Source organism: Micromonospora haikouensis, assembly GCF_000876225.1.
Taxonomy (GTDB): Bacteria; Actinomycetota; Actinomycetes; order Mycobacteriales; family Micromonosporaceae; genus Micromonospora; species Micromonospora haikouensis.
This window is the reverse complement of the sequence record NZ_JXSX01000001.1, coordinates 572,608-596,928: the sequence shown is the minus strand read 5'-3', so window position 1 is coordinate 596,928 and position 24,321 is coordinate 572,608. Positions and strand designations below refer to the sequence as shown.

Genomic DNA, 24,321 nt, shown 5'->3' with positions numbered 1-24,321 from the left:
GCTCCCGCTGCGCTCGGCCCACCCCGACGGGTGGGCGGTCGACGCGAGGCCGGTCTTCGGACTCCCGGATCGACGCCTGCCCGTCCGCCTTCCCAGCCGCACGGCCAGTGGCTGCGCTCCTCGCGCGTGGACGGTGGCTCCCCGGTCACCGCGGCGGGCCCGTGCCGGATTCACACCGGCTTCCCGATTCTCCCCGCACCCGCGGGGCACCTCGCATGATCGTGCCGCCGGCGATGCTAACCCGCGTCAGCGGTGCAGGGTCCGGCCGGGCAGTTCCCCGTACGTGGTGAGGTAACGGGCGGTGAAGCGGCGCGGATCGGCGAATCCCCAGCGCGCGGCGGTCGCGGCCACGGAGGTGCCGTCGCCGGGCGTAGCCCGGGACAGTTCCTGTCGGGCCAGGTCGAGTCGCACCCGGCGCAGATAGGCCAGGGGGGTCGTGCCGAGCTGACTGCGGAACGCGAGCTGCACCGCGCGGGGGGTGGTGCCGGCGGCGCGGGCGATGTCGACGAGGCCGATGTCGGTCCCGGCGGTGGACTCGATGAAGGCGATCGCCCGGCGCAGGGTCCCCGCGTGGGCGTCGGCCCGGTCGCACGGCCGGTCCTCCCGGAGGGCGTTGCTGGGAAACGCGGCGAGCGTCGCCGCGGCGAGCAGGCGGCCGAGGCCACCGAGCACGAGCGGGGACGCGCCCGGCGCGCCACTGGCGGCCATGACGGACTCCGCGTACCGGACGGTCTGCCGCCACCGCCACTCCGCGTCGGCGCTGATCGGCCGGAAGCTGACGAACCGCAGGGGTGCCGGCGGCCGGTCCGGATCGGCGCGGGCGACCTGGTCGATCAGCGAGAGGTCCAGCAGGACGCAGGTCACGTCCAGGTCGCTGGACCACGAGGAGCCGGGCAGGTCGGGCTGGTACAGCACGGCGACCTCGCCGGGCCCGACCAGCTCGTCGACGCCGTCGCAGCGGCGCCCGAAGCACCCCCGGCGGGGGGCGGCGAGCAGGACGTAACCGAGTGGTTCCGCGTTCACCCGCAGGTCGAGGGCGATGCTGATGTCGTCGATGCAGAACGCCCCGGCGTTCCACCGGTCGTGGCGGAGCGGAAGCCCGGTCGGCACGGCGGCCAGCCGCACGCTGCGGCCGTACGCGGTCTCGTAGACGTGCGCCGCCTCTGCCGGGTCGCTGGTCGAGAACCGGGTGAGCGCGGGCGGGACGTGACTACCCGAAGTCACCAATTCACCCCCCTGGGTCACGAGGGAGCCTAGCTACCCGGCCCGGGTGGACAGTGCAACGGCACGCCGGAGCGCCACCTCCCAGGCCCGAGGGGTTCTCGCGCCCGGTCAGCTCCGCAGCGTCTGGCTGGGCGGCCGCCCGTAGGCCCGGCGGTACTCGGTGGCGAACCGGCCCAGGTGGGCGAAGCCCCACCGAGCGGCGACGGCGGCCACGGTGAGGCCCGCGCCGGGCTCGGCGGCCTGGAGTTCGGTGTGCACCCGTTCCAGGCGTACCTGTCGCAGGTAGCGCGTCGGGGTGGTGTCGAGGTACTTGCGGAAGGCCTGCTGGAGCGCCCGCGCGCCCAGCCCGGCCGCGACCGCCACGTCGGTCACGGTCAGGGTCTGGTCCGCGTACTGCTCGATGTAGGCGACGGCACGACGGACCGCGGCCGGCGCGACGGCCCCCGCGCCGCGCGACGGCGCCTCGGTCATCGTCGTGTTGGGGAACGTCGCCAGCGCGACGGCCACCAGCAGGCCCGTCGCCTCCGCCTGCACCAGCGCGTTGGCCCCGAACGCGGCGCCCGGCAGCGCCACCTGGGTGAGATAGCGCGTGGTGTTGCGCCAGAGCTGCGCGGCGGACGGGGACACCGGCGACAGCCCCTGGAACCGCAGGTCGACCGGCGCGAGGCCACACCGCTCCTGCGCCACCCGCCGCACGTCGGCGAGGGGGATCTCCACGGCGACGACCTCCATGTCGCGGTGCAGGATCGCCCTGGTCCGCCGGGGCGGCACGAGCAGCAGGTCACCGGCGCCGGCCATCACCTCCCCGGCCCCGACGTCGACCCCCCAGCCACCGGAGAGCACCTCCGCCACCCCGACGACGTCCCGGGTGAACACGTCGTTGTCCGCGTTCATCGGATAGCGCACCCGGGCCACGCTGGCCGAGCCGAAACGCGCGTGGGCGGCCCGGAAGACGACCCCACCGCGGCGGTCGAACGCGCGTAATCGGTGTTCCGGATAGGCCGCCAGCAGCCAGCGGTGCGCCTCGTCCGGATCGTCCGTGACGAGCCGCGACCACGACCCGGGCGGGTCGGCGGATGCCTCGTCGCCGCAGTCGACCCGCGTCGTCGCGGACGGCCCCGCCCCGGTACGTCCTGTCACGGCATCTCCCCGCATCGCCGGCGGCGGTGGCGCCCAACGGCGTCCCTCACCCTCACCTCACCCGGGGCCCACGGCGACGGGCGACGGGCACCGCACGAGTTCGCGTCGACACGTTCGGTGGCCCTTCAGCGCGCATTCTGGCGGCCGACAGAGGACGAGAGAAGCCGCCACGGGCCGGGCTGTCCGCCGTGCGAAGCCGATGTACGGAGTACGAACACCGGTGGCCGCCCGGCAGGGTGGCTACGCCCGCGCTGGTGCGTCGGCGTCCGGGCAGGGCATGCTGTCCCGATGGGGGTACGGGTCGAGCACGCCGCCGCGGTGACCACGGTGATCCTGGACCGGCCGGCGTCCCGCAACGCCGTCGACGGTCCCACCGCCCGGGCCCTGGCCGACGCGTTCCGCGCCTTCGAGGCCGACCCGGCGGCGGCGGTGGCCGTGCTGTGGGGGGCCGGCGGCACGTTCTGCGCCGGGGCGGACCTCAAGGCGATCGGCACGCCGAGCGGCAACCGGGTCGAGCCGGACGGCGACGGCCCGATGGGCCCGACGCGGCTGCGGCTGTCCAAGCCGGTGATCGCCGCGATCTCCGGGTACGCCGTGGCCGGCGGGCTGGAGCTGGCGCTCTGGTGCGACCTGCGGGTCGCCGAGTCCGACGCGGTGCTCGGCGTGTTCTGCCGGCGCTGGGGCGTGCCACTGGTCGACGGCGGCACCGTCCGCCTGCCGAGGCTGATCGGCGAGAGCCGGGCGCTGGACCTGATCCTCACGGGCCGGCCGGTCCCGGCCGAGGAGGCGTACGCGATGGGGTTGGTGAACCGGCTGGTCGCGCCGGGTGCGGCCCGCGCGGAGGCCGAGCGTCTGGCCGCCGAGATCGCCCGGCACCCGCAGGCGTGCCTGCGCAACGACCGGGCGGCGGTGCTGGCCGGCGCGAACCTGCCCGAGCCGGACGCCCTCGCGGTGGAGCTGGCCTACGGCGCGGCGTCCCTCGCGGCCGACGCGACGGCGGGGGCGGCGCGCTTCGCGGCCGGTGCGGGCCGCCACGGCGCCCCCGCCTGAGGGGGTGCCGGCCGGCTACCTCAGGTCGCGCACGGCGGTCTCGATGGCGCGGTGGAACGTCGGGTACGCGTAGATCATGTGCCGGAGCCGGCTCAGCGGCACCTCCGCGTGCACCGCCACCACCAGGCCCGACAGCACCTCGCCGCCGGCCGGGCCGACCGAGGTGGCCCCGACCAGCACCCCCCGGTCGGCGTCCGCGACCAGCTTGACGAACCCGTCGCCCCGGTGGATCCAGCCCCGGGTGGACGAGTCGAGCCGGCTCACCCCGACCTGCACGTTGATGCCCCGCTCGCGGGCCTGCCGTTCGGTGAGCCCGACCGCGCCGATCTCGGGGTCGGTGAACGTGACCCGGGGCAGCGCCCGGTAGTCGGCGTGCGGCACCCCGCCGGCGATCCCGGTGCCCTCCGTGTGCGCCGCGCCGCCGACCGCGCTGGCGGCACCGCTCGCGTCCGCGCCGGCCCGCGCCCGCCGGACGTGGTCGAGCACGTCGGCGACCACGATGGCCGCCTGGTACATGGCGATGTGGGTGAACGCGCCCTCCCCGGTCAGGTCGCCGACGCCCCAGATCCCGTCGGCGACGCGCATCCGGTCGTCCACGGCGAGGAACCGCTGGCCCGGGTCGACGCCGACGGTGTCGAGGCCCAGCTCGTCGAGGTGCGCCCGGCGGCCGGTGACCACGAGCAGCCGCTCGGCGGTGAACTCGGCCCCGCCCACCGCCCGCAGGGTGAACGCCCGCCCGTCGTGGTCGACCCGCTCCGCGCGTACCTCGGTGGCGATCCGCACCCCGTCGGCGCGCAGGGCGGCGGCGGCCACCTCGGAGGACTCGGGCTCCTCGACGGCGAGCACCCGGCCCGACGCCTCCAGCACGGTCACCTCGACGCCGAACCGGGCGAAGACCTGGGCCAGCTCCAGCCCGATCGCGCCGCCGCCGAGCACCAGCAGGCTGCCCGGCAGCTCCTCGACCTCGATGGCCTGCTGGTTCGTCCAGTACGGCGTGTCGGCCAGCCCGGGCAGCGGCGGCACGAAGGGCCGGGTGCCGGTGCCGAGCACGATGCCGTGCCGGGCCCGGAAGACCCGGTCGCCGACGCGCACCCGACCGGGGCCGTCGAGCGCCCCGCTGCCCCGCACGAACCGGCCGCCCTTGCCGGTGAACCGCTCCACGGCGACCCGGTCGTCCCAGTTGTCGGTCGCCTCCTCGCGGATCCGCTTCGCCACCGGGGCCCAGTCGGGGCGTACGTCGGCCTCGCCCGCGAACTCGGCGACCCGCCGGGCCTCGGCGACCGCGTTCGCCGCCCGGATCATCATCTTGCTCGGGATGCACCCCCAGTACGGGCACTCGCCGCCGACCAGCCGCCGCTCGATGCCGACGACGCTCAGGCCGGCCTCGGCGAGCCGGCCGGCCACCTCCTCGCCGCCGACCCCGAGCCCGAGCACGACCACGTCCACCAGTTCCGGTTCCGCCATCGGACCAGCATTCCGCACCGGAGGACCGTGGGCCACCGCGAGGTGCAGTTCCGGTGCTGCGGGCCGTCGCCGCCTCCCGGAAGCCCAGCGCTGGCCGCCCTCGCCCGCCTCCCGGAATTCCCGCGCCCCGGGGCTCGCCGGGCCCCTACCGTGGCCGGATGCGCGCACGCTTCGCCCCCGTCCGGGACTGCTTCCACGACCTGTTCGCCGCCGGCCGGGAGACCGGGGCCGGCCTCGCCATCTGGTACGACGGCACGCCGGTCGTCGACCTCGTCGCCGGTTCCCGGGCCGCCGTCCCGCCCGGCCGATCGGTGCCGCCGGCCGGGGGCGGCGACCCGTGGCGGCCGGACACCCTGGTCAACGTCTACTCGGTGGGCAAGCCGGTGGCCGGGCTCTGCCTGCTCCTGCTCGTCGACCGGGGGCGGCTCGACCTGGACGACCCGGTCGCCGACCACTGGCCGGGGTTCCGCGCGCCGGCCACGGTCCGCCAGGTGCTCAGCCACACGGCCGGGCTGCCGGCGTTCCCGGTGCCCCGGCCGGCCGACGTGATCGCGGACTGGGACCTGCTCTGCGCCGACCTGGCCGCCGCCGAGCCGCGATGGACGCCGGGGACCGTCGCGGGCGAGCACGCCTGGACGTACGGGCACCTCGTGGGCGAGCTGGTGCGGCGGGTGGACGGGCGGTCGGTGGGCCGGTTCCTGGCCGAGGAGATCGCCGGCCCGTGGCGGCTCGACCTGGGCTTCGGGCTCGGCGCGGCCGACCGGCGGCGGTGCGCCGACCTGTCGTACGCCGATCCGGGCTGGCCGGTCCGCACGCTCGGCGAGCCGGGGTCCCTGCGGGCGGCGGCGCTGGGCAACCCGGCGGGCGGCCTGGACGTGGCGGTGCTGAACGGCCCGCTGTGGCGGGGCGCGCAGGTGCCGGCGGTGAACCTGCACGCCACGGCCGCCGGGCTGGCCCGCTGCTATGCCGGCCTGCTCGCCGGGGGCACCCTGGACGGGGTGCGGCTGTTCAGCCCGGAGCTGGTCGCCGAGGCGACCCGGGCCCAGTACGACGGGCCGGACCTGGTGCTCGACCGCCGGGCGTGCTGGACGCTGGGCATGCAGCGGGAGCCGGACGGCAGCTGGGGCATGGGCGGGATCGGCGGCAGCAGCGCCTGGGCCGACCCGGGGCGGGGCTACGTGTTCGCGTACGCGACCGCGCGGCTGGCCGACCACGACCGCGTCGACGAGCTGGTCGAGGCCCTGCACTCCTGCCTCTGAGCGCGCTGCCGCGCCGGGGCCCGGTTGTCAGGAGGGGTCCCTTGTGCACCAGAATGCGTTAACCAGGGGCCCCTCCTTTCACCCAGCGGCGGACGTACGCGCCGTCGGGGTCGAAGCGGCCCGCCTGGCGCACCGGGTTGAACCCCCGGTGCGGCCGGCTGTCGTTGCCGGTGCCCGCCACCCACTGCCAGTTGCCGGCGTTGTTGGCCACGTCGCCGTCGAGCAGCCAGCGGGAGAAGACCGCCACCCCTTCGCGCCAGTCCAGCCCGAGCACCTTGGTCAGGTAGCCGGCCGTGATCAGCCGGGCCCGGTTGTGCATCCAGCCCTCGGCGCGCAGCTGCCGCATCCCGGCGTCGACGATCGGCAGGCCGGTACGCCCCCGCGCCCAGGCGTCGAGCGCCTCGGGGTCGTGCCGCCAGTCCTCGGTGGCCCCCCGCCGGTACGCCTTCGTGGCGATCTCGGGGAACGCGGCGGTGACCTGGTGGTAGAAGTCCCGCCAGCAGAGCTGCCGGACGAACGGGCCGAACCGCGCGCCGCCCGGATCGCCGGCCCGCTCACCCGCCCGGTTCGCCAGCTCCAGCGGCGACAGGCAGCCGAAGCGCAGGTACGGGCTGAGCCGCGAGGTCGCGTCGCCGGCCAGGTCGTCGTGGATGTCGCCGTACCGGTCGACGGTGGGCAGCCACTGCGCGAGGCGGCTGCGGGCGGCGGCCTCCCCGCCCGGCACGGCGTGCGGCGACTCCCCCTTCGGCAGGGCGGGCAGCTCCCCGACCGGCAGGCCGTCGGGCGACGCCCCGGACGTCAGCCGCTCGGGCAGTCGTACCCGGTCGGGCGGGGCCGACTCCTCCCGCCACAGCGCCCCCTGCCAGGCCCGGAAGTAGGGGGTGAACACCCGGTAGTGGTCGCCGCCGGCCGGGCGCACCGCGCCGGGGTCGACGATCGTGAGGCCGGGGAAGAGTCGCAGGTGCAGGCGGTGCCGCTCGCACTCGGCGCGCAGCCGGCGCTCCCGCGTGCGGGCGTACCGGCTGACGTCGGCGGAGAGGCCGATCCCCTCGGCGCCCACCTCGCCGGCCAGCCGGATCGTCTCGGCCACCGGGTCGCCGTGCCGGATCACCAGGTCGCCGCCGCGTTCCCGCAGCGCGTCGCGCAGGGCGGCGAGGCTCTGGTGCAGGAAGCGCGTCCGGTTGGGCGAGCGGCCGGCGAGCGCCGGGTCGAGCACGTAGAGCGGGACGACCCGGTCGAAGGCGGCGCAGGCCGTGGCCAGCGCCGGGTGGTCGTGCACCCGCAGGTCGCGGGTGAACAACACGATCGCGGTACGCGTCATCGGCCGGCGGGCGTCAGGGCCGGGCCGGGGACCACGACGGGGGTGCCGGCGGGGGTGAGCAGGGCCCGCCCCGCCACCGCCATCCGCCGCCGCCGGGGCACCAGCGCCCGCCGGGTGAACACGTCGTAGTCCTGGGCGGCGACCTCGTCGAGGATGCCGCCGTAGAGGGCGTACGCGGTGCGCATGCACGCCTGGGAGGCGGGCGCGAGCAGGGTCACGCCCGGCGCGGCGGCCTCGTAGTGCGTCTGGGCGCGGCTCACCTCGTACTCGATGAGGTCGCGGATCCTCGGGGTGGCCCGGCCCCGGGCGGCGGCGGCGAACAGGTCGTCGCGGGTGACGTCGAACTTGGCGAGGTCCTCGTCGGGCAGGTACGTCCGGCCGCGCGCCAGGTCCTCGGCGACGTCCCGGATGAAGTTGGTGAGCTGGAAGGCGAGGCCGAGCTGCCGGGCGGGCTCGCGGGCGGCGGCGGGGTCGGAGCTGCCGAGGATCGGCAGCATCATGGTGCCGATGACGGCGGCCGAGCCCTCCATGTAGTCGAGCAGGTCGTCGTAGGTGGGGTAGGCGGTGACGGTCAGGTCCATCGCCATGCTGCGCAGGAACGACGCGAAGTCGGCCCGGTCCAGGTCGAAGACGGCGATGGTGTGCAGCACGGCGGGCAGCAGCGGGTCGTCGACCTGGGCCCCGCCCAGCCCGGCCAGGAAGCGGGCCGACCAGTCGTCGAGCCGGGCGGCCCGCTCGGCGGGTGGCAGGTCCTCGGTGCGGTCGACGATCTCGTCGGCGTACCGGGTGAATCCGTACAAGGCGTGAACGTGCCGCCGTTTCCAAGCGGGGAGCAGGCGGGTGGCGAGATAGTAGGTGCGGCCGTGACGTCTGTGCAGCTCGCGGCAGCGGTCATAGGCAGCGGTGAGGTCGACGTCCACCGGCCCTCCTCGGATTCGACGCAGCAATCGACGCAACTCGTAACCCTAGGGTACGCTCGCCGACATGGCCAACGACGCAGTTGCGGGTAATGCGCTCCGCGTCGCGCCGGCACAGCCGGAAGCGACGGACGATCCGGTCCGCGGCGTACTGGCCGCGTTCACGAATGACCTGGTCAAGGGGGTCGACGACACTCTCGCGGGGTTCCTCGCCGCCGAGGTCTCCACGCTCGCCGAAATCGACTCGGCGATGGGCGAATTCGCCGCGACGGCGCGCGACTGCGTGCTGGCCGGCGGCAAGCGGGTGCGCCCCACCTTCGCGTACTGGGGCTGGCGAGGGGTCGCCGGCGGGGACGAGCCGCTGCCGGCGGTGCTGCCGGCGCTCGCGGCCCTGGAGCTGCTGCACACGTTCGCCCTCGTGCACGACGACGTGATGGACGCCTCCGACACCCGGCGCGGCCGGCCCACGGCGCACCGGTCCGCCGCCGCCCGGCACGTCGCCGCCGGGCACACCGGCGACCCGGACCGGTTCGGCGAGGCGGTCGCCGTGCTCGTCGGCGACCTCTGCATGGTCTGGGCCGACCGGCTGCTCGGGCACGCCACCGTGCCGCCGGCCCGGCTGCTCGACGTCCGGCGCTGCTACGACCAGATGCGCGTCGAAACGGTCGCCGGGCAGTACCTCGACGTCTTGGGCGAGAACGACGCGGCCAACTGGTCGCTGGACCGGGCCCTGCGGGTCGCCCGCTACAAGACCGCCAGCTACACCGTCCAGCGTCCGCTGCTGTTCGGCGCGACCCTGGCCGGCGCCGACGCCGACGGGCCGCTGACCGCCGCGTACACGCGCTACGGCCTGGCCGTCGGCGAGGCGTTCCAGCTCCGCGACGACCTGCTCGGCGTCTACGGCGACCCGGCGACCACCGGCAAGCCGGCCGGCGACGACCTGCGCACCGGCAAGCCGACCGCCCTGCTGATGCTCGCCCGGCAGCTCGCCACCGCGAACCAGCGCCGGGCGCTGGAGCGGGCCGGCCGGGTCGCCGCCGCCCGCGAGGTGGCCCGGCTCGCCGAGCTGGTCGCCGACACCGGCGCGGTCGCCCGGGTCGAACGGATGATCTCCGACCGGGTCGCCGACGCGCTGGCCGCGCTCGACACCGCGTCGATCGACGAGACCGCGCGCACCGCGCTGACGGGCCTCGCCACCGCCGCCACCGCGCGGCGGGCATGATGGGCAACTTCGTGAGGGAGGTGGTCGCGTGCGCACCGTGACCGGACGTACGGACCGGGTGGTGGTCGTCGGGGCGGGACTCGGCGGGCTGGCCTGCGCGCTGCACCTGGCCGGCAGCGGGCGGCAGGTGACCGTGCTCGAACGCGAGGCGGTGCCGGGCGGCCGGGCCGGCCGGCTCGGCGTCGACGGCTACGAGTTCGACACCGGCCCCACCGTGCTCACCATGCCCGACCTGATCGCCGAGGCGCTCGGGGCGGTCGGCGAGGAGCTGGGCGACTGGGTCGAGCTGATGCCGCTGGACCCGGCGTACCGGGCGTACTACCCGGACGGCTCGACGCTGGACGTCATCACCGACACCACCCGGATGGCCGCCGAGATCGCCTCGGTCTGCGGGCCCCGGGAGGCCGACGGCTACCTGCGCTTCGTCGACTACGCCCGCGAGCTGTGGCGGCTCGAGCGGGCCGACTTCATCGAACGCAACCTCGACGCCCCCACCGACCTGCTCACCGGCAACCTGCTGAAGCTGCTGGCCGGCGGCGCGTTCCGCCGGCTCCAGACGAAGATCGAGCAGTTCTTCCGCGACCCGCGCACCCAGCGGATCTTCTCCTTCCAGGCCATGTACGCCGGGCTCGCCCCGCACGACGCGCTGGCCATCTACGCCGTCATCGCGTACCTCGACTCGGTGGCCGGGGTCTACTTCCCGCGCGGCGGCATCCACGCGGTCTCCCGGGGGATGGCCGGCGCGGCCGAGAAGCACGGCGTGCAGATCCGCTACGGCACCACGGTCGCCCGGGTGGAGACCGCGAACGGCCGGGCGACCGGGGTGGTCACCGCCGACGGCGAGTTCGTCGGAGCCGACGTGGTGGTGCTCAACCCGGACCTTCCGGTCGCCTACCGGGACCTGCTCCCGCCGACCAGGCGACGCCGGTTGACCTACTCGCCGTCGTGCGTGGTGCTGCACGTCGGCTCGCGGCAGGGCTATGAGAAAATCGCCCACCACAACATCCACTTCGGACGATCCTGGAAGGGCACGTTCGACGAGGTGATCCGGCGGGGGGAGCTGATGACCGACCCGTCCCTGCTGGTCACCAACCCCAGTCGCACCGACCCGGCGGTCGCCCCGGCCGGCGGGCACACGTACTACGTGCTCGCCCCGGTGCCGAACCTCGACCGGGCCCCGTTCGAGTGGCGCGGCGACCTCACCCGCCGGTACACCGACCAGCTCGTCGGGACGCTGGAGGAGCGCGGGTACGTCGGTTTCGGCGCCGGCATCGAGGTGCTGCGCGCGGTCACCCCGGCCGAGTGGGCCGAGCAGGGCATGGCCGCCGGCACCCCGTTCGCGTCCGCGCACAGCCTCTTCCAGACCGGCCCGTTCCGCCCGTCGAACCTGCACCGCACGCTCGACAACGTGGTGTTCGTCGGCTCCGGCACCCAGCCCGGCGTCGGCGTGCCCATGGTCCTGATCTCCGGCAAGCTGGCCGCCGCCCGCGTGACGGGCGACGGCCGGTGAGCGCCCGAGTAGTGGGAGGTGTGCGGTGAGCGTGCGTGAGGAACACCTGGTCGAGCTGGTCGACGACGACGGCCGGGCGCAGGGCGAGGCGACGGTGTTCGCCGCCCACCAGCCGCCCGGCCGGCTGCACCGGGCCTTCTCCGTGCTGCTCGTCGCCCCGGACGGCCGGGTGCTGCTGCAGCGCCGGGCCGCCGTGAAGACCCGGTTCCCGCTGCGCTGGGCCAACTCCTGCTGCGGCCATCCCGCGCCGGGCGAGTCGCTGGTGACCGCTGCGAACCGCCGGCTGGGCGAGGAGCTGGGCGTCGGGCCCGTCGAGCTGACCGAGGCCGGCGTGTACGTCTACTACGCCGAGGACCCGGCCACCGGTCGGGTCGAGTTCGAGTACGACCACGTGCTGCGCGCCGACGTCCCGGCCGACCTGCCCGTGCGGCCTGACCCGGCCGAGGTGGCCGAGCTGCGCTGGGTCGACCCGGCGACGCTGGAGGCCGACCTCGACGTCGACCCCCGGGCGTACGCCCCCTGGCTGGGTGGGGTGGTGAACCGCCTGCTACGCCCGTCCCGGCCGGCGGGCACCGCCGGCCCCGACGCGACCCCGGCCGGTCCCCCGGCGGACGAGGTGAACGAGGCGGCGGAGCGGTCGGGTGGGCGATGAGGCGTTGAGCGCGGGGGCCGTGGCGCGCCGCCTGGGCGTCGCGGTCACCACGCTGCGCACCTGGCACCAGCGATACGGCCTGGGCCCCAGCCAGCACCTGCCGGGCCACCACCGGCGGTACACGCCGGCCGATCTCGCGCGCCTGGAGATCATGCGCAAGCTCACCGCCGAGGGGGTCACCCCGGCCGAGGCGGCCCGCTGGGCCCGGCAGGTGCCCGCCACGGGACCGGGCGGCGCGCCGTCCGCCGTCGTCGCCAACCGGATCCGGCCGGGCGGCGGGCGCGACGGCGGCGGGCAGACCATCCCGGTCGGCCGGGCCGGGCCGGCGGCCCGGGGGCTGGCCCGGGCCGCCATGCGGCTGGACTCGGTGGCGATCGGGGAGACGATCGCGCACGCCCTGGCCACCGACGGAGTCGTCGGCACCTGGGAGGGGCTGCTGCGCCCGGTGCTCGTCGGCATCGGCGAGCGGCACGCCGCCACGGCCGGCCTCATCGAGGTGGAGCACCTGGTGTCGCGGTGCGTCTCGGAGGCGTTCGCGGCCGTCGCCCGCGCCTCCTCGGCCCCCGGCCCCGCCCGCATCCTGCTCTCCTGCGCCGACGAGGAGCAGCACACCCTGCCGCTGGAGGCGCTCGCCGCCGCGCTGGCCGAGGCCGGCGTCGCGTACCGGATGCTCGGTGCCCGGGTGCCGGCGGCGGCCCTGGTCGAGGCGGTCAACCGCACCGGCCCGGCGGCCGTGGTGGTCTGGTCGCACATCCGGGCCACCGCCGATCCGGCCCAGCTCACCGCGCTGCTGGCCAGCCCGCGCCGCCCGCTGCTGGTGCTGGCCGCCGGCCCCGGCTGGCGGGCCGACTCGCTGCCGGCCGGGGTGGTCCGGCCGGTCGACCTGGCCGAGGCGGTCTCGCTCGCCCTGGCCGTGCGGGACTCCCTGGACCAGTCGACGGGGGACTGACCGCCCTGCCACCGTTCGCGTTTCGTCCACTACGGTCGAGTGGCCCACGGCCCCCGACCCCTCGGAGTGACGATGAGCGCACGGAGAGTTCTCGTGCTCGGCCTCTGCCTTGCGTTGTTCCTTGCCGGCTGCGGCGAGCGGACGACCGACCGGCGCCCGGGAGCCGCCGCCTCCCCGGCGACACCCACCGCGCCCCCGGCGGAGCCGACGCCCAAGCCGACCGTCGCCCCCAAGCCGACCCGCACCACCCCACCCCCGCTGCGCCCGCGCCCCACCAAGCTCCCGTCCGGGCTGCGCCGGACCACGGGCGGCAAGGCGGTGGCGTTGACCTTCGACGACGGGCCCGACCCGGCCTGGACGCCGAAGATCCTCGACCAGCTCAAGGCAGCCGGGGCGAAGGCCACCTTCTGCGTGGTCGGCACGCAGGTGCGCAAGCACCCGCAACTGGTCGCCCGGATCGCCCGCGAGGGGCACCAGCTCTGCAACCACAGCTGGCGGCACGACATCGACCTCGGCCGGCGGCCGGTCGCCGAGATCCGCGCCGACCTGACGCGCACCAACCGCGCCATCCGGGCGGCCGCGCCCGACGCCAAGGTGACCCTCTACCGGCAGCCGGGCGGGCGGTGGACCCCGGAGGTGGTGACGGTGGCGAAGCAGCTCGGCATGCGATCGCTGCACTGGGCCGTCGACCCGCAGGACTGGGCGAAGCCCACCGCCCCGACGATCAGGAAGCGGGTCATGGGCGCGACGAAGCCGGGCTCGATCGTGCTGATGCACGACGGGGGCGGCAACCGGGCCGCCACGGTCGCCGCCTGCGCCCACCTCATCGGCGACCTGAAGCGGCGCTACGGGCTCACCCGGATCGGCTAGACCGCCCATGACCTGCAGGTTTACGGCTGGATGTGCCACCGGCCATACCGATTTGTTTCGTGGGCCGACCGTCACGTATGCTTTCGAAGCCTCCGGCGGGGCCGGATGGGAGCAAGTCCGCTAGAAGTTGCGAGTGTGCAATGATGGCGGGGCCGCCCTCATCGTCTAGCGGCCCAGGACGCCGCCCTTTCAAGGCGGTAGCACGGGTTCGAATCCCGTTGGGGGCACGACCGGCGCAAGCCGGAGCAACACCGGTAACACCAGCAAGGTCCTGTGGAGCAGTCGGAGTGCTCGCCGCCCTGTCAAGGCGGAGGTCGCGGGTTCAAGTCCCGTCAGGACCGCAAGCGCTGACGCCGCGCGTAAGATGCGCGGCGTTCTGCGTATCGGAGCAGGTGCCCTGCCGGCGGCGATCCCGCCACTTGGGTACGATGAGCCGAGCAGCACGGCCAGGTAGCTCAGTTGGTACGAGCGTCCGACTGAAAATCGGAAGGTCGGCGGTTCGACCCCGCCCCTGGCCACATAGCCTTTCGCCGGGCTACAGAGGTCCCCACCAGCGGAAACGCAGGTGGGGATCTTGCTTATGTGGCCTGGGTCGCAGCGATCAACGCTGTCCGTGGTTGACCGCTGGGCACCCATGATCACCGCCGCTAGTTGCACGTAGGTTGCACGCCAAGTTCACCCCCCGCATGCGCGGGGAACACCTGGTCGAGTGCCTGCTTCTGGGCGGGGTCGGGAGTTCACCCCCGCATGCGCGGGGAACACACTTCCCGGCCTGGACCGCTAAAGATCAACAGAACCGATTTCATTCACTTGCCCGCCCAAGATCCTTCCCGCCCGTGCCGCCCTGGTTGCTGGCGACAAGGCACCGCTGACTCGCGGTGACGTGGGACGGGTCCGGCGTGGGCGCAACGTGGGTCGGGGCGGGGCCGGGGTGACCGACGGACCCCGGGGCGTGCGGTCCGGCGGGGCGTGGCTGGGTTGATCGACTTCATGTCGGCGACATGGCGGCATCAACGCGCCGGGATACCCCCACCTGCCCGACATCCCGTCACCCCTCCACCGGAATGGGTGGATTGTCCGGCCCGGCGGGGTGTTGAACGTGATGCTGGTTCGCCGCTTCTCTGGCCTGCACAACAGCGCCTTCCGCCCGGACCGGTCAGTCTCGCGATCCGCGACGCTGACCGTGAGCGGGGCCAAGGTCGCGCCCCCCAGTGTCACCTACACGGCTTCCTCGTCATCCTTCACGAAGGTATAGGCAACGATGAGCGAAACTCGGTCCGACGAAGAGCTGTTCGAACAGGCTGACGAGCTGATTCGGCAGTTGGAGTTGGTCAGCGTCACCTTCGACCGAGCCGCTGGTGAGATCAGAAACCGGTCGGCGCCTGACATTCCGAGCGGTCAAGATGTGCCTACGCACGTAACCCTGATGCTGGCGCATCGCTTCGACGAAGAAGGTCTCACCTTCAAGCACGACGCCAAGGTTGCCATTGGTGGCAGCGACGAGGACGCGGATGATGCGGCTGCAATCGTAGAAGCATCCATAGTTGTTCAGTTCAGGGCTGAATCGCCTCTCGTGCCCGACCATGAGCGCGCGCTGGCCTTGGGACAGACCCACAGTCACCGAGTCATGTACCCCTACCTCCGGGAGCTCGTGCAGAGCATGCTTGCCCGATTGGGAGTTTCAGGCGCAACCTTGGGCCTGTTCAAAGCCGTGGGATAGCTCGCGGATTCCACGCCGAGTGGTTCGGGATGAGGAGGGCCGATGACGATGGACCCGTACGTTCAGGCACTCCACGACGCGCTGCGCAGCGAGCACGAGGACTGGATCGCGGAGGTCCAGCGCTGGGCGGACGAAGCCGCCGCCCGCCGGTGACCACGAGCGGCGTCACCTCGCCCACGTCGAACGACTCCGGGCGATGCCCTACCCCTGGGAGTCCGTACAAGCAGCATGAGTCGCTGCGGCGCGAGGCAGCAAGGCGTGGCGTCACGACCACTCGGCGCTACTGTCCGACATCCGGGCGCAACGGGTCCGCAAGCCGGCACTTTGCAAGCTGCACTCCAGGACACCAGCCGGTATGGTCCGGGCCTATGGGACAGGAGATCGACGGTCCGACAGCCGTCCGGCAGGACGTCGCACGATACTCGCTGCGCAGCAGCCTCCTCGTTCCCGCCTCCGCCGAACGGGCCTTCGCGGTCTTCACCGGTGCCCTCACCGACTGGTGGGTGCCGGAATACACCTGGTCCGGGCCGGCCGAGCTGGTCGAGCTGGGCGTCGAGCCGCACGCCGGCGGCATGCTCTACGAGATCGGCCCGCACGGCTTCCGCGCCGACTGGGGCCGGGTGCTCACCTGGGATCCGCCCCGCCGCCTGGTGTTCGTCTGGCAGATCGGGCCCGACCGGGTTCCCGTCCCCGACCCGGCGCGGGCCAGCGAGGTGGAGGTGCTGTTCCTCCCCGAGGGCCCGGAGTGGACCCGGGTGGAGGTCGAGCACCGGCACTTCGACCGGCACGGCGCGGCCGCCGAGGGGTACCGGGAGGCCCTCACGGCCGGCTGGCACGAGCTGCTGACCCGCTATCTCTCCTGTGTCCTGCACCCCCACGACAGCTGACGACCTGCGGCAACGGCGTCAACCCCACAGCGGCCCGCGCGACGGTCAGCGGGTGAGGCCCCGTGCCGGCCGGGCTGCTGGGGTCACCCCCCGGCCGCCGAGGTCCGCACGTCGACCCGCCGCCGCGCCCGAGCCGAAGCCGGTGCCGGCGAGCCGCCTCGGCGCGGCCGTGCGCAGCCGGGGATAGACCTCGGCGACCCGACGCTGGACCCGGTCCGAGCGGTCGGCCAGCACGAGCGCGACCGAGGGGCCGCCCGAGTCGGCGACCGCGTCGGCCTCCGCCGCCGCCAGTCGCGCGCCGACCACCTGGGCGAACCCGGCGAGCCAGGACCGCCGGAACGCGGCCGGGTGCTCGCCCGCCGGTACCCCGGCGGCGGCCAGCCCGTGCGCGGCCTGCACCAGCAGCGAGGTGAAGAGCAGGTCGACCCGTTCCAGGTCGCTGGCGAAGCCGAACAGGTGCATCGCGAAGCCGTCGCCGTGCCGGCGGCGCACGCAGCGGCAGCGCAGCGGGTCGGCGACGGCCGCGAGCAGGCCGGCCTTGTCCCGGGCGTACGGGGCGACGACCTCGACCACCCGGTCGCCGACCGGGTCGGTGGTCGGGTCGCGGGCCGCCAGCAGGGCCCGGTCCACGCCGTAGCGGGCGATCAGCTCGGTCGCCTTGGCGGTGAAGGCGGCCGACTCCTCGGGCGTGCAGGCCGGGTCCTCGGCCTTCGCCAGCAGCTTGCGCACCTTGGCGAGCATGGCCTGCGACATGCCACCAGAGCTATCACACCGGCCCCGCCACGGCCGGGCCGACGCCGGGAAGATCGACCAGTATCATCGTCCCGGTCGGTCGGCCGTCCCACCCGGACGGTCAACAAACCCGTTGGAGGCACCCATGTCGTCCCCGGTCGTCCGCCTGCTGTCCACCTCGACGGCCGCGGCCGTGTCGGCGCTCGCCCTCGCCGCCCCCGCCGTCGCCGCTCCCGCCCAGCCGCTGGTCGCCGGCAACCTCGCCGGCACGTACGCCACCTGCTACGGCGGCGCCGTGCGCTCGTACTTCCAGACCGGTAGCTGGGGCGGCGAGGCCGGCACCTACCGGACCACCAGCCGCTGCGCGGACGTCAACGTCCGCAACGACAGCAGCTTCGGCACCCAGGCGTGCGTGGTCTTCGTCGACAAGACCAACAACTGCAACTACTGGACCTATCTCCCCGCGAAGTCGGGGTGGACGACGGTGGCCACCAACGTCCGCGACGGGGTGAACTTCCGGGTGCGCTTCCAGAACCTGCGCTACGAGTACGAGCCGCTGATCGCGTACCACGCGTTCTGACCGGCGACGCCCGACGCCCGGCCCCCGGGTCGGGGTCGGGCGTCAGCCGGCCCGGCTGCGCAGGGTCGCCACCGTCGAGCCGGCGAGGGTGAGCAGGCAGTCCGGCAGCAGGCCGTCGGCGACCGCCGCGCCGAAGAGCGCCTCCCCCGTGTCGGCGTCGGCGTTGGCGTACGCGCTGACGAAACGCGCCACCCAGCGGGTGTCGTAGCCCGCCTCGTCGATGCCGGGGAAGTCCAGCGCCGCGCCGCCGGGGGCGGGCACGTCCCCGACCATGGTGGCCGCGAGGCACCAGGCCACCCCGTACGCTCCGGCGAGGCCGGCCCGGTCGACCACCTTGTCGAAGGTGCCCACCACCGCGTCGCCGTCGCCGGCGAGGGCGGAGTGGAGCACGGCGGTCGCGTCGTCCAGCGTCTGCTGCGGTACGTCCGTCACCCGCCGAACTGTACGTCCGGTGGTCAAGCGGTGACCACCCGAGAGCGCGCGCCCCGTGACCGTCCGTGCGTCGCCGGGGCTAGCTGGGGTTCGACCCTCCTCCACGGTCCCGCCGATCAGCCAGGCACGCTAATGTGCGCAGCGGACCTTTCCCGGAGGAAGGACGACCATGCTCGTATCACCCGGCTCGCGCGTCGCCGCCCTGGCGGCGTGCGGGGCGCTGCTCCTCGCCGGCGCCGGCTGCGGCGCCGACAAGTCCGAGGAGGCGACCACCACCCCACAGGTCCGCCTCTACGGCAGCGACGGCAACATGACCAACGCGTACGCTGCGGAATTCAAGGAGCGCGCCGACCTGCTCGACGGCATGAAGGGCACGACCCCGCTCACGCCGTTGCCGGAGGCCTTCAAGAACCGGCTCCGCGCCATCGACCCGAAGCTGGGGGACTATCTCTACTCCGCCGAGTCGTACGACGCCGTCGTGATCAGCGCCCTGGCCGCGCAGTTGGCCGGCAGCACCGATCCGGCCGCGATCGCCAAGCAGATCGTCGGCGTCACCAACAACGGCGAGCGGTGCGAGAAGCCGGCGGACTGCCTGCGGCTGGCGCGGAACGGGCGGGACATCGAGTACCGGGGTGTGTCGCTCAACCGGGCCGGGTTCACCGACGCCGGTGAGCCGGCCACCGCCAGCTACGCCACCCTGACCTTCGGCGAGGAGAAGCTCGACGACGGCAAGACCGAGTTCGTCGGCGCCGGCGACGAGTCGGCGGCGAGCACCAAGAACCCGCCCCGGCCGCACCGGCAGGGCGGCGGCAAGGCCCCCTCGGCGCCCCTGGTCCTCGGCGGCCTGCTGCCGCGCACCGGCGACCTGGCCATCGCGTACCCGCCGCTGGCCGCCGGGGCCGCGCTCGCCCTCAAGGAGATCAACGCCGCGGGCGGCGTGCTCGGCGAGGACGTGCGCTGGGTCGACGGGGATGACGGCACCAATCCTGCCGTGGCGAAGGAGACGGTGGAGAAGCACATCGCCGACGGCGTGCACGTCATCATCGGCGCGGGCGCGTCGGGCATCTCCCGGGCCGTCCTGCCGGACGTGGTGGCCGCCGGCCTGGTGCTCTTCTCGCCGTCCAACACCGATGCCGGGCTGACCTCGGTCGAGGACAAGGGGCTCTACTTCCGCACCGCCCCGCCGGACAGCCTCCAGGGGCGGGCGCTGGCCGACGTGATCCTGCGCGACGGGCCGCACCGGATCGCCCTGGTCGCCCGGAAGGACTCGTACGGCGAGGGCCTCCAGGAGAACGTCCGCGCCGAGCTGGAGCGGGCCGGCATCGACGGCGACCGGGTGAAGCTGCTGACGTACGAGCCGCCGGCCGACGCGAAGGCCCCGCCGCTGGACTTCACCGCGGGGGCCCGCGAGATCAAGGAGTACGGCGCGGACGCCGTGCTGGTCATCGGCTTCGGCGAGTCCGCGCAGGTGATCCGGGCGCTGGCCGACTCCGGGGTGCAGATCCGGCACTGAACCGACCTGGTCCGAGCGGCGGCCGCCCACGATCCTCGCGGGGCGGCCGCCGACTCGCGGCTCGCGTCAGCGGTCCCGGCGGCGCTCCAGGAAATCGGTCATCCGCCGCCGCTTCTCCTCGTCCTCGAACAGCACCGCCTGGCTGACCAGGTCGAGGTGCGGGTGGGCAGCCGGGGGCGCGTCCACGGCCAGCTTGGTCAGCCGCAGCGCCAGCGCGGACCCCTTCGCCATCTCGTCGAGCAGCCCGTGTGCGGTGGGCAGCAGCTCGGCCGGATCGTCGACCACCCGGTTGACCAGGCCGATCCGCAGCGCCTCGGCGGCGTCCACCCGGCGGCCGGTGAAGAGCAGTTCCTTGGCGAGGGCCTCGCCGACGAGCGCCGGCAGCCGGTGGGTCGCGCCCGCGCCGGCCAGGATGCCCAACCGCACCTCGGGCTGCCCGAACACGGCGCGGGCCGTGCACACCCGCAGGTCGCACGCGTACGCCAGCTCGGCCCCGCCGCCCAGCGCCGGCCCGTCCACGGCGGCGACGGTGGGCATCGGCAACGCCCGGACCCGGGCGAACACCGCCGAGTTGATCGCGGCGAGCGCGTCGAGCCGGCCGCGCTCGCGGAGCTGGCCGATGTCCGCCCCGCCCGCGAAGATCCCCTCGGTGCCGCCGGTGAGCAGCAGCAGCCGGGGCCGGGCCTCCAGCTCGGCGCAGACGGCGTGCAGCTCGGCGACCAGGTCGGCGTCGATCGCGTTGCGCTTCTCCGGCCGGTCGAGCGTCACCACGAGCCGGTCGGGGCGCTCTTCGACGCGCAGCCCGCTCATCGCCTGCCGCCCTCGTCCCAGTGGTAGAAGCCCTGCCCGGACTTCCGGCCCAGCTTCCCCTCGGCGACCATCTTCTCCAGCAGCGGCGGCGGCGCGAACCGGTCCCCGTACGCGGCCTGGAGGGTGCGGGCGATGTCGAGCCGGACGTCCAGCCCCACCAGGTCGGTCAGCTCCAGCGGGCCGACCGGGTGCCGGTAGCCGAGCACCATGGCCTTGTCGATGTCGGCGGGGCTGGCCACCCCGTCGGCGACCATCCGGATCGCCTCCAGGCCCAGGGTCACCCCGAGCCGGGAGGTGGCGAAGCCGGGCATGTCGCGTACGACGACGGGGTCCTTGCCCAGCCGGCCGGCGAGCGCGACGGCCGCCGCGGTGGTCTCGTCGGCGGTGGCCGGGCCCACCACGACCTCCAGCAGCGCCATGGCCCAGACGGGGTTGAAGAAGTGCAGGCCGAGGAAGCGCTCGGGCCGGTCCAGTCCGGCGGCCAGCTCGGCGATGGCGATGCTGGACGTGTTGCTGCCGAGCAGCGCGGGGCGCAGGGCGGCGGCGTCGCGCAGCACCGCCCGCTTGAGGTCGAGCCGCTCGGGGACGGCCTCCACCACCACGTCCGGCTCGGGCGCGACCTCGCCGAGGGACGGGCGCAGCGTCAACCGTTCCCGGTTGGCCGCCGCCGCGTCGGCGGTGAGCTTCCCGCGCTGCACCGCCCGCTCCCACAGCTCGCCCAGCCGCGCCCCGGCGGCGGTGGCCCGGCCCGGGTCGACCTCCACCAGCTCGACGCGGTATCCCGCGCCGGCCGCCACGTAGGCGATGCCGAGGCCCATCGTGCCGGCCCCGACGACGACGAACCGACCGCTCATGACGTCTCCTCGCTCCGCCCGGCGCACGGGGTCTCCGCCGCACCGGGGCGCTCGCTGCACTGGCTCATGGGTGCGACCCTATGCAGCACCGCCACCCGGCGGATGCGTGGGGGCGCGTCGATCCGGGTAAAGACGGCCGTCAACCGAGGGAAGGACCCGACATGAGCCAGGCACCGGAGAGTGTGGAGACCAACGAGACCGTGGAGACCCGGGGCGACGAGCGGGTCGACCTGCTCCGCGCGGACACCAACAACGACGGGAAGACCGACGTCTGGGTGGTCGACACTGACGGTGACGGCCGGGCCGACCTGTTCCAGTTCGACACCGACGGCGACGGCAAGGTGGACATCACGATGGTCGACCTCGACGAGGACGGCACCCCCGACGAGGTCGTCGACGGCGACGGCGGCCTCCCGCCGGAACAGCTCCCCCCGACCGTCCAGGTCTGAGGTGTGAGGAGGGGCCCCTTGTCAACGCTTTCTGTTGTGCAGGGGCCCCTGCACACACCTCAGCCCGTGAGCGTCAGCGTCGCCAGGTAGTACGGGGCGTCCCGGTCGTCCACGTCGGCCAGCCGCCACGGGGTCCCGCGTACGAGGTCGGCCAGCTCGGCCACGGAGCAGACCAGGTAGTCGAACCACTCGGTGCCCAGCTCGCGGTACCGCAGGCGCAGCCGAAGCTGGCCGCCGAGCCGGCCGAGCCGCCGGTTGCGCTCGTGGTAGCCGGTGTGCACCGGGTCGCTGGTGCCGTACGGGTCGGTGCCGTGGGCGATGACCTGCGCTCCGGGCCGGGCGAGCGCGGCCAGCGCGGCGAGGAACGCCGGTGCCCGGTCCCGCCCCTCGATCAGGCCGAGGTTGTTGCCGAGCAGCAGGAAGGTGTCGTACCGCCGGCCGTCGGCGACGTGCTCGTCGACCGTGCCGTGCACCAGGTCGCGTACGCCGCGCCGCCGGCACACCTTCAGCGCACCGAGCGAGGTGTCCAGCCCGGTCACGGGCACGCCGCGCTCCTGGAGCAGCAGCGCGATCCGGCCGGCGCCGACGCCGACGTCCAGCGTCTCGCCGCGCACCCGGTCCACGGCCCGGTGGTCGTACGGCTGCCAGTCCTCGGGCCCGGCCAGGTAGTGGGCGGCGGGGGCGCCGTTGATCAGGCCGTCGTCCCGCTCGATGACCTCGATGACCGGGCGGGGCAGGCGTCCCCCGGCCAGCGGCCGGGCACCGACTCCGCTCTGCACGGCGAGCGCGTCCCGCAGCAGCTCGCCGAAGACGTCGCCGATCCTGGGTTCCCCGGTCACATGGTTCACGCTATCCCCGCTGCCTGGTGTCCGCTCGGTCGTATCCTGGCGGCGTGACCACCTTGGACCGGCTGGGCGCCGAGAAGTACGTGCTGTTGACCACGTTCCGCAAGGACGGGCGGGCGGTGCCCACGCCGGTGTGGGTGGTCCGCGACGGTGACGCGCTCGCCGCGTGGACCGTCGCCGACTCGGGCAAGGTGAAACGGATCCGGCGCAGCGGCGAGGTCACGGTCGCCCCGTGCGACGTGCGGGGCCGCCCGCACGGTGCGGCGGTGCCCGGCCGGGCGGTCATCTGCGATCCGGCGCAGACCCGCCGGATCCGCGAGTTGCTGAAGCAGAAGTATCGGCTGGTGGGCCGCCTCAGCCTGCTGGGCAGCCGGCTGCGCCGGGGCGAGGGCGGCACGGTGGGCATCCGGGTGGCCCTCACCGAGGGGGCCGCACCCGGGGACGAGGGGGCCCGGTGACGGGGGCCGGACACGGATCAGGGGCGGCAGAATCGCTCTGCCACCCCTGATCCGTACGTCTGAAGGAACTGTCTCAGTCCCCCTGGCGTTGCTGGGGGATCTGCCCCTGCAGCAGGGCGCGAACCTCCGACTCGCGGTAACGGCGGTGGCCGCCCAGGGTGCGGATGGCGCTGAGCTTGCCAGCCTTGGCCCACCGGGTCACCGTCTTCGGGTCGACACGGAACATCGACGCCACCTCGGCCGGTGTGAGCAGCGGCTCCGGTTCGTGCGTTCGCGATGCCATATCGGTCACTCCTCCACAGGTATAGACATCGGCCGGGGTCCCGCCGGCCGACGCGTCTCCCATGGTCCGGCTAGTCCCCGATGTCCGACATGGGCCGAACGGCCGAAGGTCCCTAGACGGACGGATGAACCATGCCCGATTTATACGACTAATACACGCCAGAACCCACCTTATTTGGACTCATAGTCACTGGTCGTGATGCTCCAACTACGAGAGCATCTCACCTTGGGAGCGCTTCCATGGGGGGTTTGCGCCCCCTTGGACCGTTCTTTACCCAGGTCAGAGGCTAGTTGCACCGCTCGAGCAACTGGACCGCCCGCCACCGCGCGACGAGCCGGTCGTACGCCGCCGACGCCTCGTCGGCCTCCCCCTTGGACAGCCCGGCGAGGCCGCCCGCGACGAGCGCCGGGGAGTCGTCCTCGGCGAGGGTCTCGTCGGAGAGCAGCTCGACCAGGCCGCCGTAGTCCAGCTCCACCACCGAGCGCGGGTGGAACTCCTCCAACCACCGCGCGGCCTCCTCGACCGCCTCGGTGATGGGCGCCTCGCCGACGGTCTTGCGCAGCACCGACAGCGCCCGCGACGACCGGCGGCGGGCCTTCGAGATCTCCGTCCGGTACCGCAGCGCGCGCCGCCCGGGCCGGGTCACCAGGTCCCGCTCCTCGAAGTCGAACAGGACGAACCAGCGCAGCGGCACGCCCCACGTGGCGATCTGCTCGTGCACCCGCGGCACGCCGTGCTCCAGCACCCGGGCCCCGCTGCGCCAGTCTTCCACGACCGCCTTGGCCTGCCCCGCCAGGATCGGCGGCACGAACGCGTCGGCCAGCACCGACGGCACGCCGTCGCGGGCGCTCAGCGCCGCCTCGGCCACCCGGATCCGCAGGTTCCACGGGCAGACCAGCAGGGCGTCGTCGACCTCCAGGACGTACGCCTCCTCGGGCAGGTCGGGCAGGCGGGTCCAGCCCGCGCCGAGCGCCTCGATGACCGCCGTCCGCTGCCGCAGGGGCCCCTCCGAGGGGGCCACCGCCCGCCCCTGTTGCACGTAGCGCCGCCAGAAGGACTGGCGGTCCCGGTCGAAGGCGGTCAGCGGCTCGTACACCCGCAGGTAAGAAGCGAAGAGCGACGGCACGGCGCGATCCTCCCACGAGACGCAACCCGGACGCCCGCAGCGCCCCCCGATCAG

25 protein-coding genes, 3 tRNA genes and 1 riboswitch are annotated in these 24,321 nt (G+C 74.3%); of the genes, 16 read left to right on the top strand and 12 right to left on the bottom strand.

Going from position 1 to position 24,321, the window contains the following annotated elements; translation table 11 throughout:
* Positions 1 to 30 precede the first annotated feature (30 nt).
* Positions 31 to 229: riboswitch (cobalamin riboswitch) on the bottom strand.
* Between the two features lie 17 nt (positions 230 to 246).
* Positions 247 to 1,224 carry an AraC family transcriptional regulator gene (locus TK50_RS02665; RefSeq protein WP_052503579.1) on the bottom strand — a complete coding sequence of 326 codons (978 nt, stop codon included), beginning with the start codon at positions 1,222 to 1,224 and terminating at the stop codon, positions 247 to 249.
* Positions 1,225 to 1,332: 108 nt separating this feature from the next.
* On the bottom strand, positions 1,333 to 2,364 hold the full coding sequence (locus tag TK50_RS31945) for an AraC family transcriptional regulator (RefSeq protein ID WP_052503578.1): 1,032 nt from the start codon (positions 2,362 to 2,364) through the stop codon (positions 1,333 to 1,335).
* A 288-nt stretch (positions 2,365 to 2,652) separates the two neighbouring features.
* On the opposite strand from TK50_RS31945, the gene TK50_RS02655 reads away from it, so the two are divergent.
* Positions 2,653 to 3,414, top strand: coding sequence for a crotonase/enoyl-CoA hydratase family protein (locus TK50_RS02655; protein ID WP_043961247.1), 762 nt, complete (start codon positions 2,653 to 2,655; stop codon positions 3,412 to 3,414).
* Between the two features lie 15 nt (positions 3,415 to 3,429).
* Here TK50_RS02655 and TK50_RS02650 read toward each other — a convergent pair whose 3' ends face one another.
* On the bottom strand, positions 3,430 to 4,878 hold the full coding sequence (locus TK50_RS02650; protein ID WP_043961246.1) for a dihydrolipoyl dehydrogenase family protein: 1,449 nt from the start codon (positions 4,876 to 4,878) through the stop codon (positions 3,430 to 3,432).
* Between the two features lie 158 nt (positions 4,879 to 5,036).
* Between TK50_RS02650 and TK50_RS02645 the strand changes: the two genes are divergently transcribed.
* The gene (locus tag TK50_RS02645; protein ID WP_043961245.1) at positions 5,037 to 6,137 is read left to right on the top strand and encodes a serine hydrolase domain-containing protein; all 1,101 of its coding nucleotides are present in this window, start codon (positions 5,037 to 5,039) and stop codon (positions 6,135 to 6,137) included.
* A 58-nt stretch (positions 6,138 to 6,195) separates the two neighbouring features.
* Here the strand turns inward: TK50_RS02645 and TK50_RS02640 are convergent, their stop codons facing one another.
* A complete protein-coding gene (locus TK50_RS02640) occupies positions 6,196 to 7,458 on the bottom strand; it encodes a cryptochrome/photolyase family protein (protein WP_043961244.1) in 1,263 nt (420 codons plus the stop codon).
* The gene (locus TK50_RS02635; RefSeq protein ID WP_043961243.1) at positions 7,455 to 8,378 is read right to left on the bottom strand and encodes a phytoene/squalene synthase family protein; all 924 of its coding nucleotides are present in this window, start codon (positions 8,376 to 8,378) and stop codon (positions 7,455 to 7,457) included. Before TK50_RS02635 ends, TK50_RS02640 begins: the two co-directional genes overlap by 4 nt.
* Before the next feature lie 64 nt (positions 8,379 to 8,442).
* Here TK50_RS02635 and TK50_RS02630 point away from each other — a divergent pair, with 64 nt between their 5' ends.
* From TK50_RS02630 to TK50_RS02580, 10 genes are all read left to right on the top strand, one after another.
* Positions 8,443 to 9,597 carry a polyprenyl synthetase family protein gene (locus tag TK50_RS02630; RefSeq protein ID WP_043961242.1) on the top strand — a complete coding sequence of 385 codons (1,155 nt, stop codon included), beginning with the start codon at positions 8,443 to 8,445 and terminating at the stop codon, positions 9,595 to 9,597.
* Between the two features lie 28 nt (positions 9,598 to 9,625).
* Positions 9,626 to 11,107, top strand: a complete 1,482-nt coding sequence (gene crtI / locus TK50_RS02625; protein WP_043961241.1) for a phytoene desaturase family protein — start codon at positions 9,626 to 9,628, stop codon at positions 11,105 to 11,107.
* 25 nt (positions 11,108 to 11,132) lie between these two features.
* Positions 11,133 to 11,759, top strand: a complete 627-nt coding sequence (idi, locus tag TK50_RS02620; protein ID WP_043961240.1) for an isopentenyl-diphosphate Delta-isomerase — start codon at positions 11,133 to 11,135, stop codon at positions 11,757 to 11,759.
* Positions 11,749 to 12,708 carry a MerR family transcriptional regulator gene (locus TK50_RS02615; RefSeq protein WP_043961239.1) on the top strand — a complete coding sequence of 320 codons (960 nt, stop codon included), beginning with the start codon at positions 11,749 to 11,751 and terminating at the stop codon, positions 12,706 to 12,708. The genes idi and TK50_RS02615 overlap by 11 nt, the downstream gene beginning before the upstream one ends.
* A 72-nt stretch (positions 12,709 to 12,780) precedes the next feature.
* Entirely contained in the window at positions 12,781 to 13,578 is a 798-nt protein-coding gene (locus tag TK50_RS02610) for a polysaccharide deacetylase family protein (RefSeq protein ID WP_043961238.1), read from the top strand.
* 154 nt (positions 13,579 to 13,732) lie between these two features.
* A tRNA-Glu gene (locus tag TK50_RS02605) sits at positions 13,733 to 13,805 on the top strand.
* A 40-nt stretch (positions 13,806 to 13,845) separates the two neighbouring features.
* A tRNA-Asp gene (locus tag TK50_RS02600) sits at positions 13,846 to 13,919 on the top strand.
* A 103-nt stretch (positions 13,920 to 14,022) separates the two neighbouring features.
* A tRNA-Phe gene (locus TK50_RS02595) sits at positions 14,023 to 14,096 on the top strand.
* A gap of 743 nt (positions 14,097 to 14,839) precedes the next feature.
* Positions 14,840 to 15,298 (top strand): hypothetical protein, encoded by a 459-nt coding sequence (locus TK50_RS02590; protein ID WP_043961237.1) that lies wholly within the window; start codon positions 14,840 to 14,842, stop codon positions 15,296 to 15,298.
* Between the two features lie 368 nt (positions 15,299 to 15,666).
* Positions 15,667 to 16,185: an SRPBCC family protein gene (locus TK50_RS02580; protein ID WP_043961236.1), complete on the top strand. Its 519-nt coding sequence runs from the start codon at positions 15,667 to 15,669 to the stop codon at positions 16,183 to 16,185.
* A gap of 45 nt (positions 16,186 to 16,230) precedes the next feature.
* On the opposite strand, the gene TK50_RS02575 is transcribed toward TK50_RS02580, so the two are convergent.
* Positions 16,231 to 16,938 carry a DUF2786 domain-containing protein gene (locus TK50_RS02575; RefSeq protein ID WP_043961235.1) on the bottom strand — a complete coding sequence of 236 codons (708 nt, stop codon included), beginning with the start codon at positions 16,936 to 16,938 and terminating at the stop codon, positions 16,231 to 16,233.
* Positions 16,939 to 17,062: 124 nt separating this feature from the next.
* On the opposite strand from TK50_RS02575, the gene TK50_RS02570 reads away from it, so the two are divergent.
* Positions 17,063 to 17,497 (top strand): hypothetical protein, encoded by a 435-nt coding sequence (locus TK50_RS02570; protein ID WP_043961234.1) that lies wholly within the window; start codon positions 17,063 to 17,065, stop codon positions 17,495 to 17,497.
* A 42-nt stretch (positions 17,498 to 17,539) separates the two neighbouring features.
* On the opposite strand, the gene TK50_RS02565 is transcribed toward TK50_RS02570, so the two are convergent.
* Positions 17,540 to 17,929 carry a hypothetical protein gene (locus TK50_RS02565; RefSeq protein ID WP_043961233.1) on the bottom strand — a complete coding sequence of 130 codons (390 nt, stop codon included), beginning with the start codon at positions 17,927 to 17,929 and terminating at the stop codon, positions 17,540 to 17,542.
* Positions 17,930 to 18,098: 169 nt separating this feature from the next.
* Here TK50_RS02565 and TK50_RS02560 point away from each other — a divergent pair, with 169 nt between their 5' ends.
* Positions 18,099 to 19,442: an ABC transporter substrate-binding protein gene (locus tag TK50_RS02560; protein ID WP_043961232.1), complete on the top strand. Its 1,344-nt coding sequence runs from the start codon at positions 18,099 to 18,101 to the stop codon at positions 19,440 to 19,442.
* 66 nt (positions 19,443 to 19,508) lie between these two features.
* Here TK50_RS02560 and TK50_RS02555 read toward each other — a convergent pair whose 3' ends face one another.
* The gene (locus TK50_RS02555) at positions 19,509 to 20,252 is read right to left on the bottom strand and encodes an enoyl-CoA hydratase/isomerase family protein (protein ID WP_043961231.1); all 744 of its coding nucleotides are present in this window, start codon (positions 20,250 to 20,252) and stop codon (positions 19,509 to 19,511) included.
* Complete coding sequence (locus tag TK50_RS02550; protein WP_043961230.1) at positions 20,249 to 21,106, bottom strand: 3-hydroxyacyl-CoA dehydrogenase family protein; 858 nt, start codon at positions 21,104 to 21,106, stop codon at positions 20,249 to 20,251. Before TK50_RS02550 ends, TK50_RS02555 begins: the two co-directional genes overlap by 4 nt.
* Before the next feature lie 161 nt (positions 21,107 to 21,267).
* Between TK50_RS02550 and TK50_RS02545 the strand changes: the two genes are divergently transcribed.
* Positions 21,268 to 21,555 (top strand): hypothetical protein, encoded by a 288-nt coding sequence (locus TK50_RS02545; protein WP_043961229.1) that lies wholly within the window; start codon positions 21,268 to 21,270, stop codon positions 21,553 to 21,555.
* Between the two features lie 59 nt (positions 21,556 to 21,614).
* Here the strand turns inward: TK50_RS02545 and TK50_RS02540 are convergent, their stop codons facing one another.
* Positions 21,615 to 22,394 carry a class I SAM-dependent methyltransferase gene (locus TK50_RS02540; RefSeq protein ID WP_043961228.1) on the bottom strand — a complete coding sequence of 260 codons (780 nt, stop codon included), beginning with the start codon at positions 22,392 to 22,394 and terminating at the stop codon, positions 21,615 to 21,617.
* A gap of 53 nt (positions 22,395 to 22,447) precedes the next feature.
* Between TK50_RS02540 and TK50_RS02535 the strand changes: the two genes are divergently transcribed.
* Positions 22,448 to 22,858, top strand: coding sequence for a PPOX class F420-dependent oxidoreductase (locus TK50_RS02535; RefSeq protein WP_043961227.1), 411 nt, complete (start codon positions 22,448 to 22,450; stop codon positions 22,856 to 22,858).
* 73 nt (positions 22,859 to 22,931) lie between these two features.
* Here TK50_RS02535 and TK50_RS02530 read toward each other — a convergent pair whose 3' ends face one another.
* Entirely contained in the window at positions 22,932 to 23,141 is a 210-nt protein-coding gene (locus TK50_RS02530; protein ID WP_007073996.1) for a BldC family transcriptional regulator, read from the bottom strand.
* Positions 23,142 to 23,427: 286 nt separating this feature from the next.
* Positions 23,428 to 24,267, bottom strand: a complete 840-nt coding sequence (locus TK50_RS02525) for a DUF8083 family protein (RefSeq protein ID WP_043961221.1) — start codon at positions 24,265 to 24,267, stop codon at positions 23,428 to 23,430.
* Positions 24,268 to 24,321: the final 54 nt, after the last annotated feature.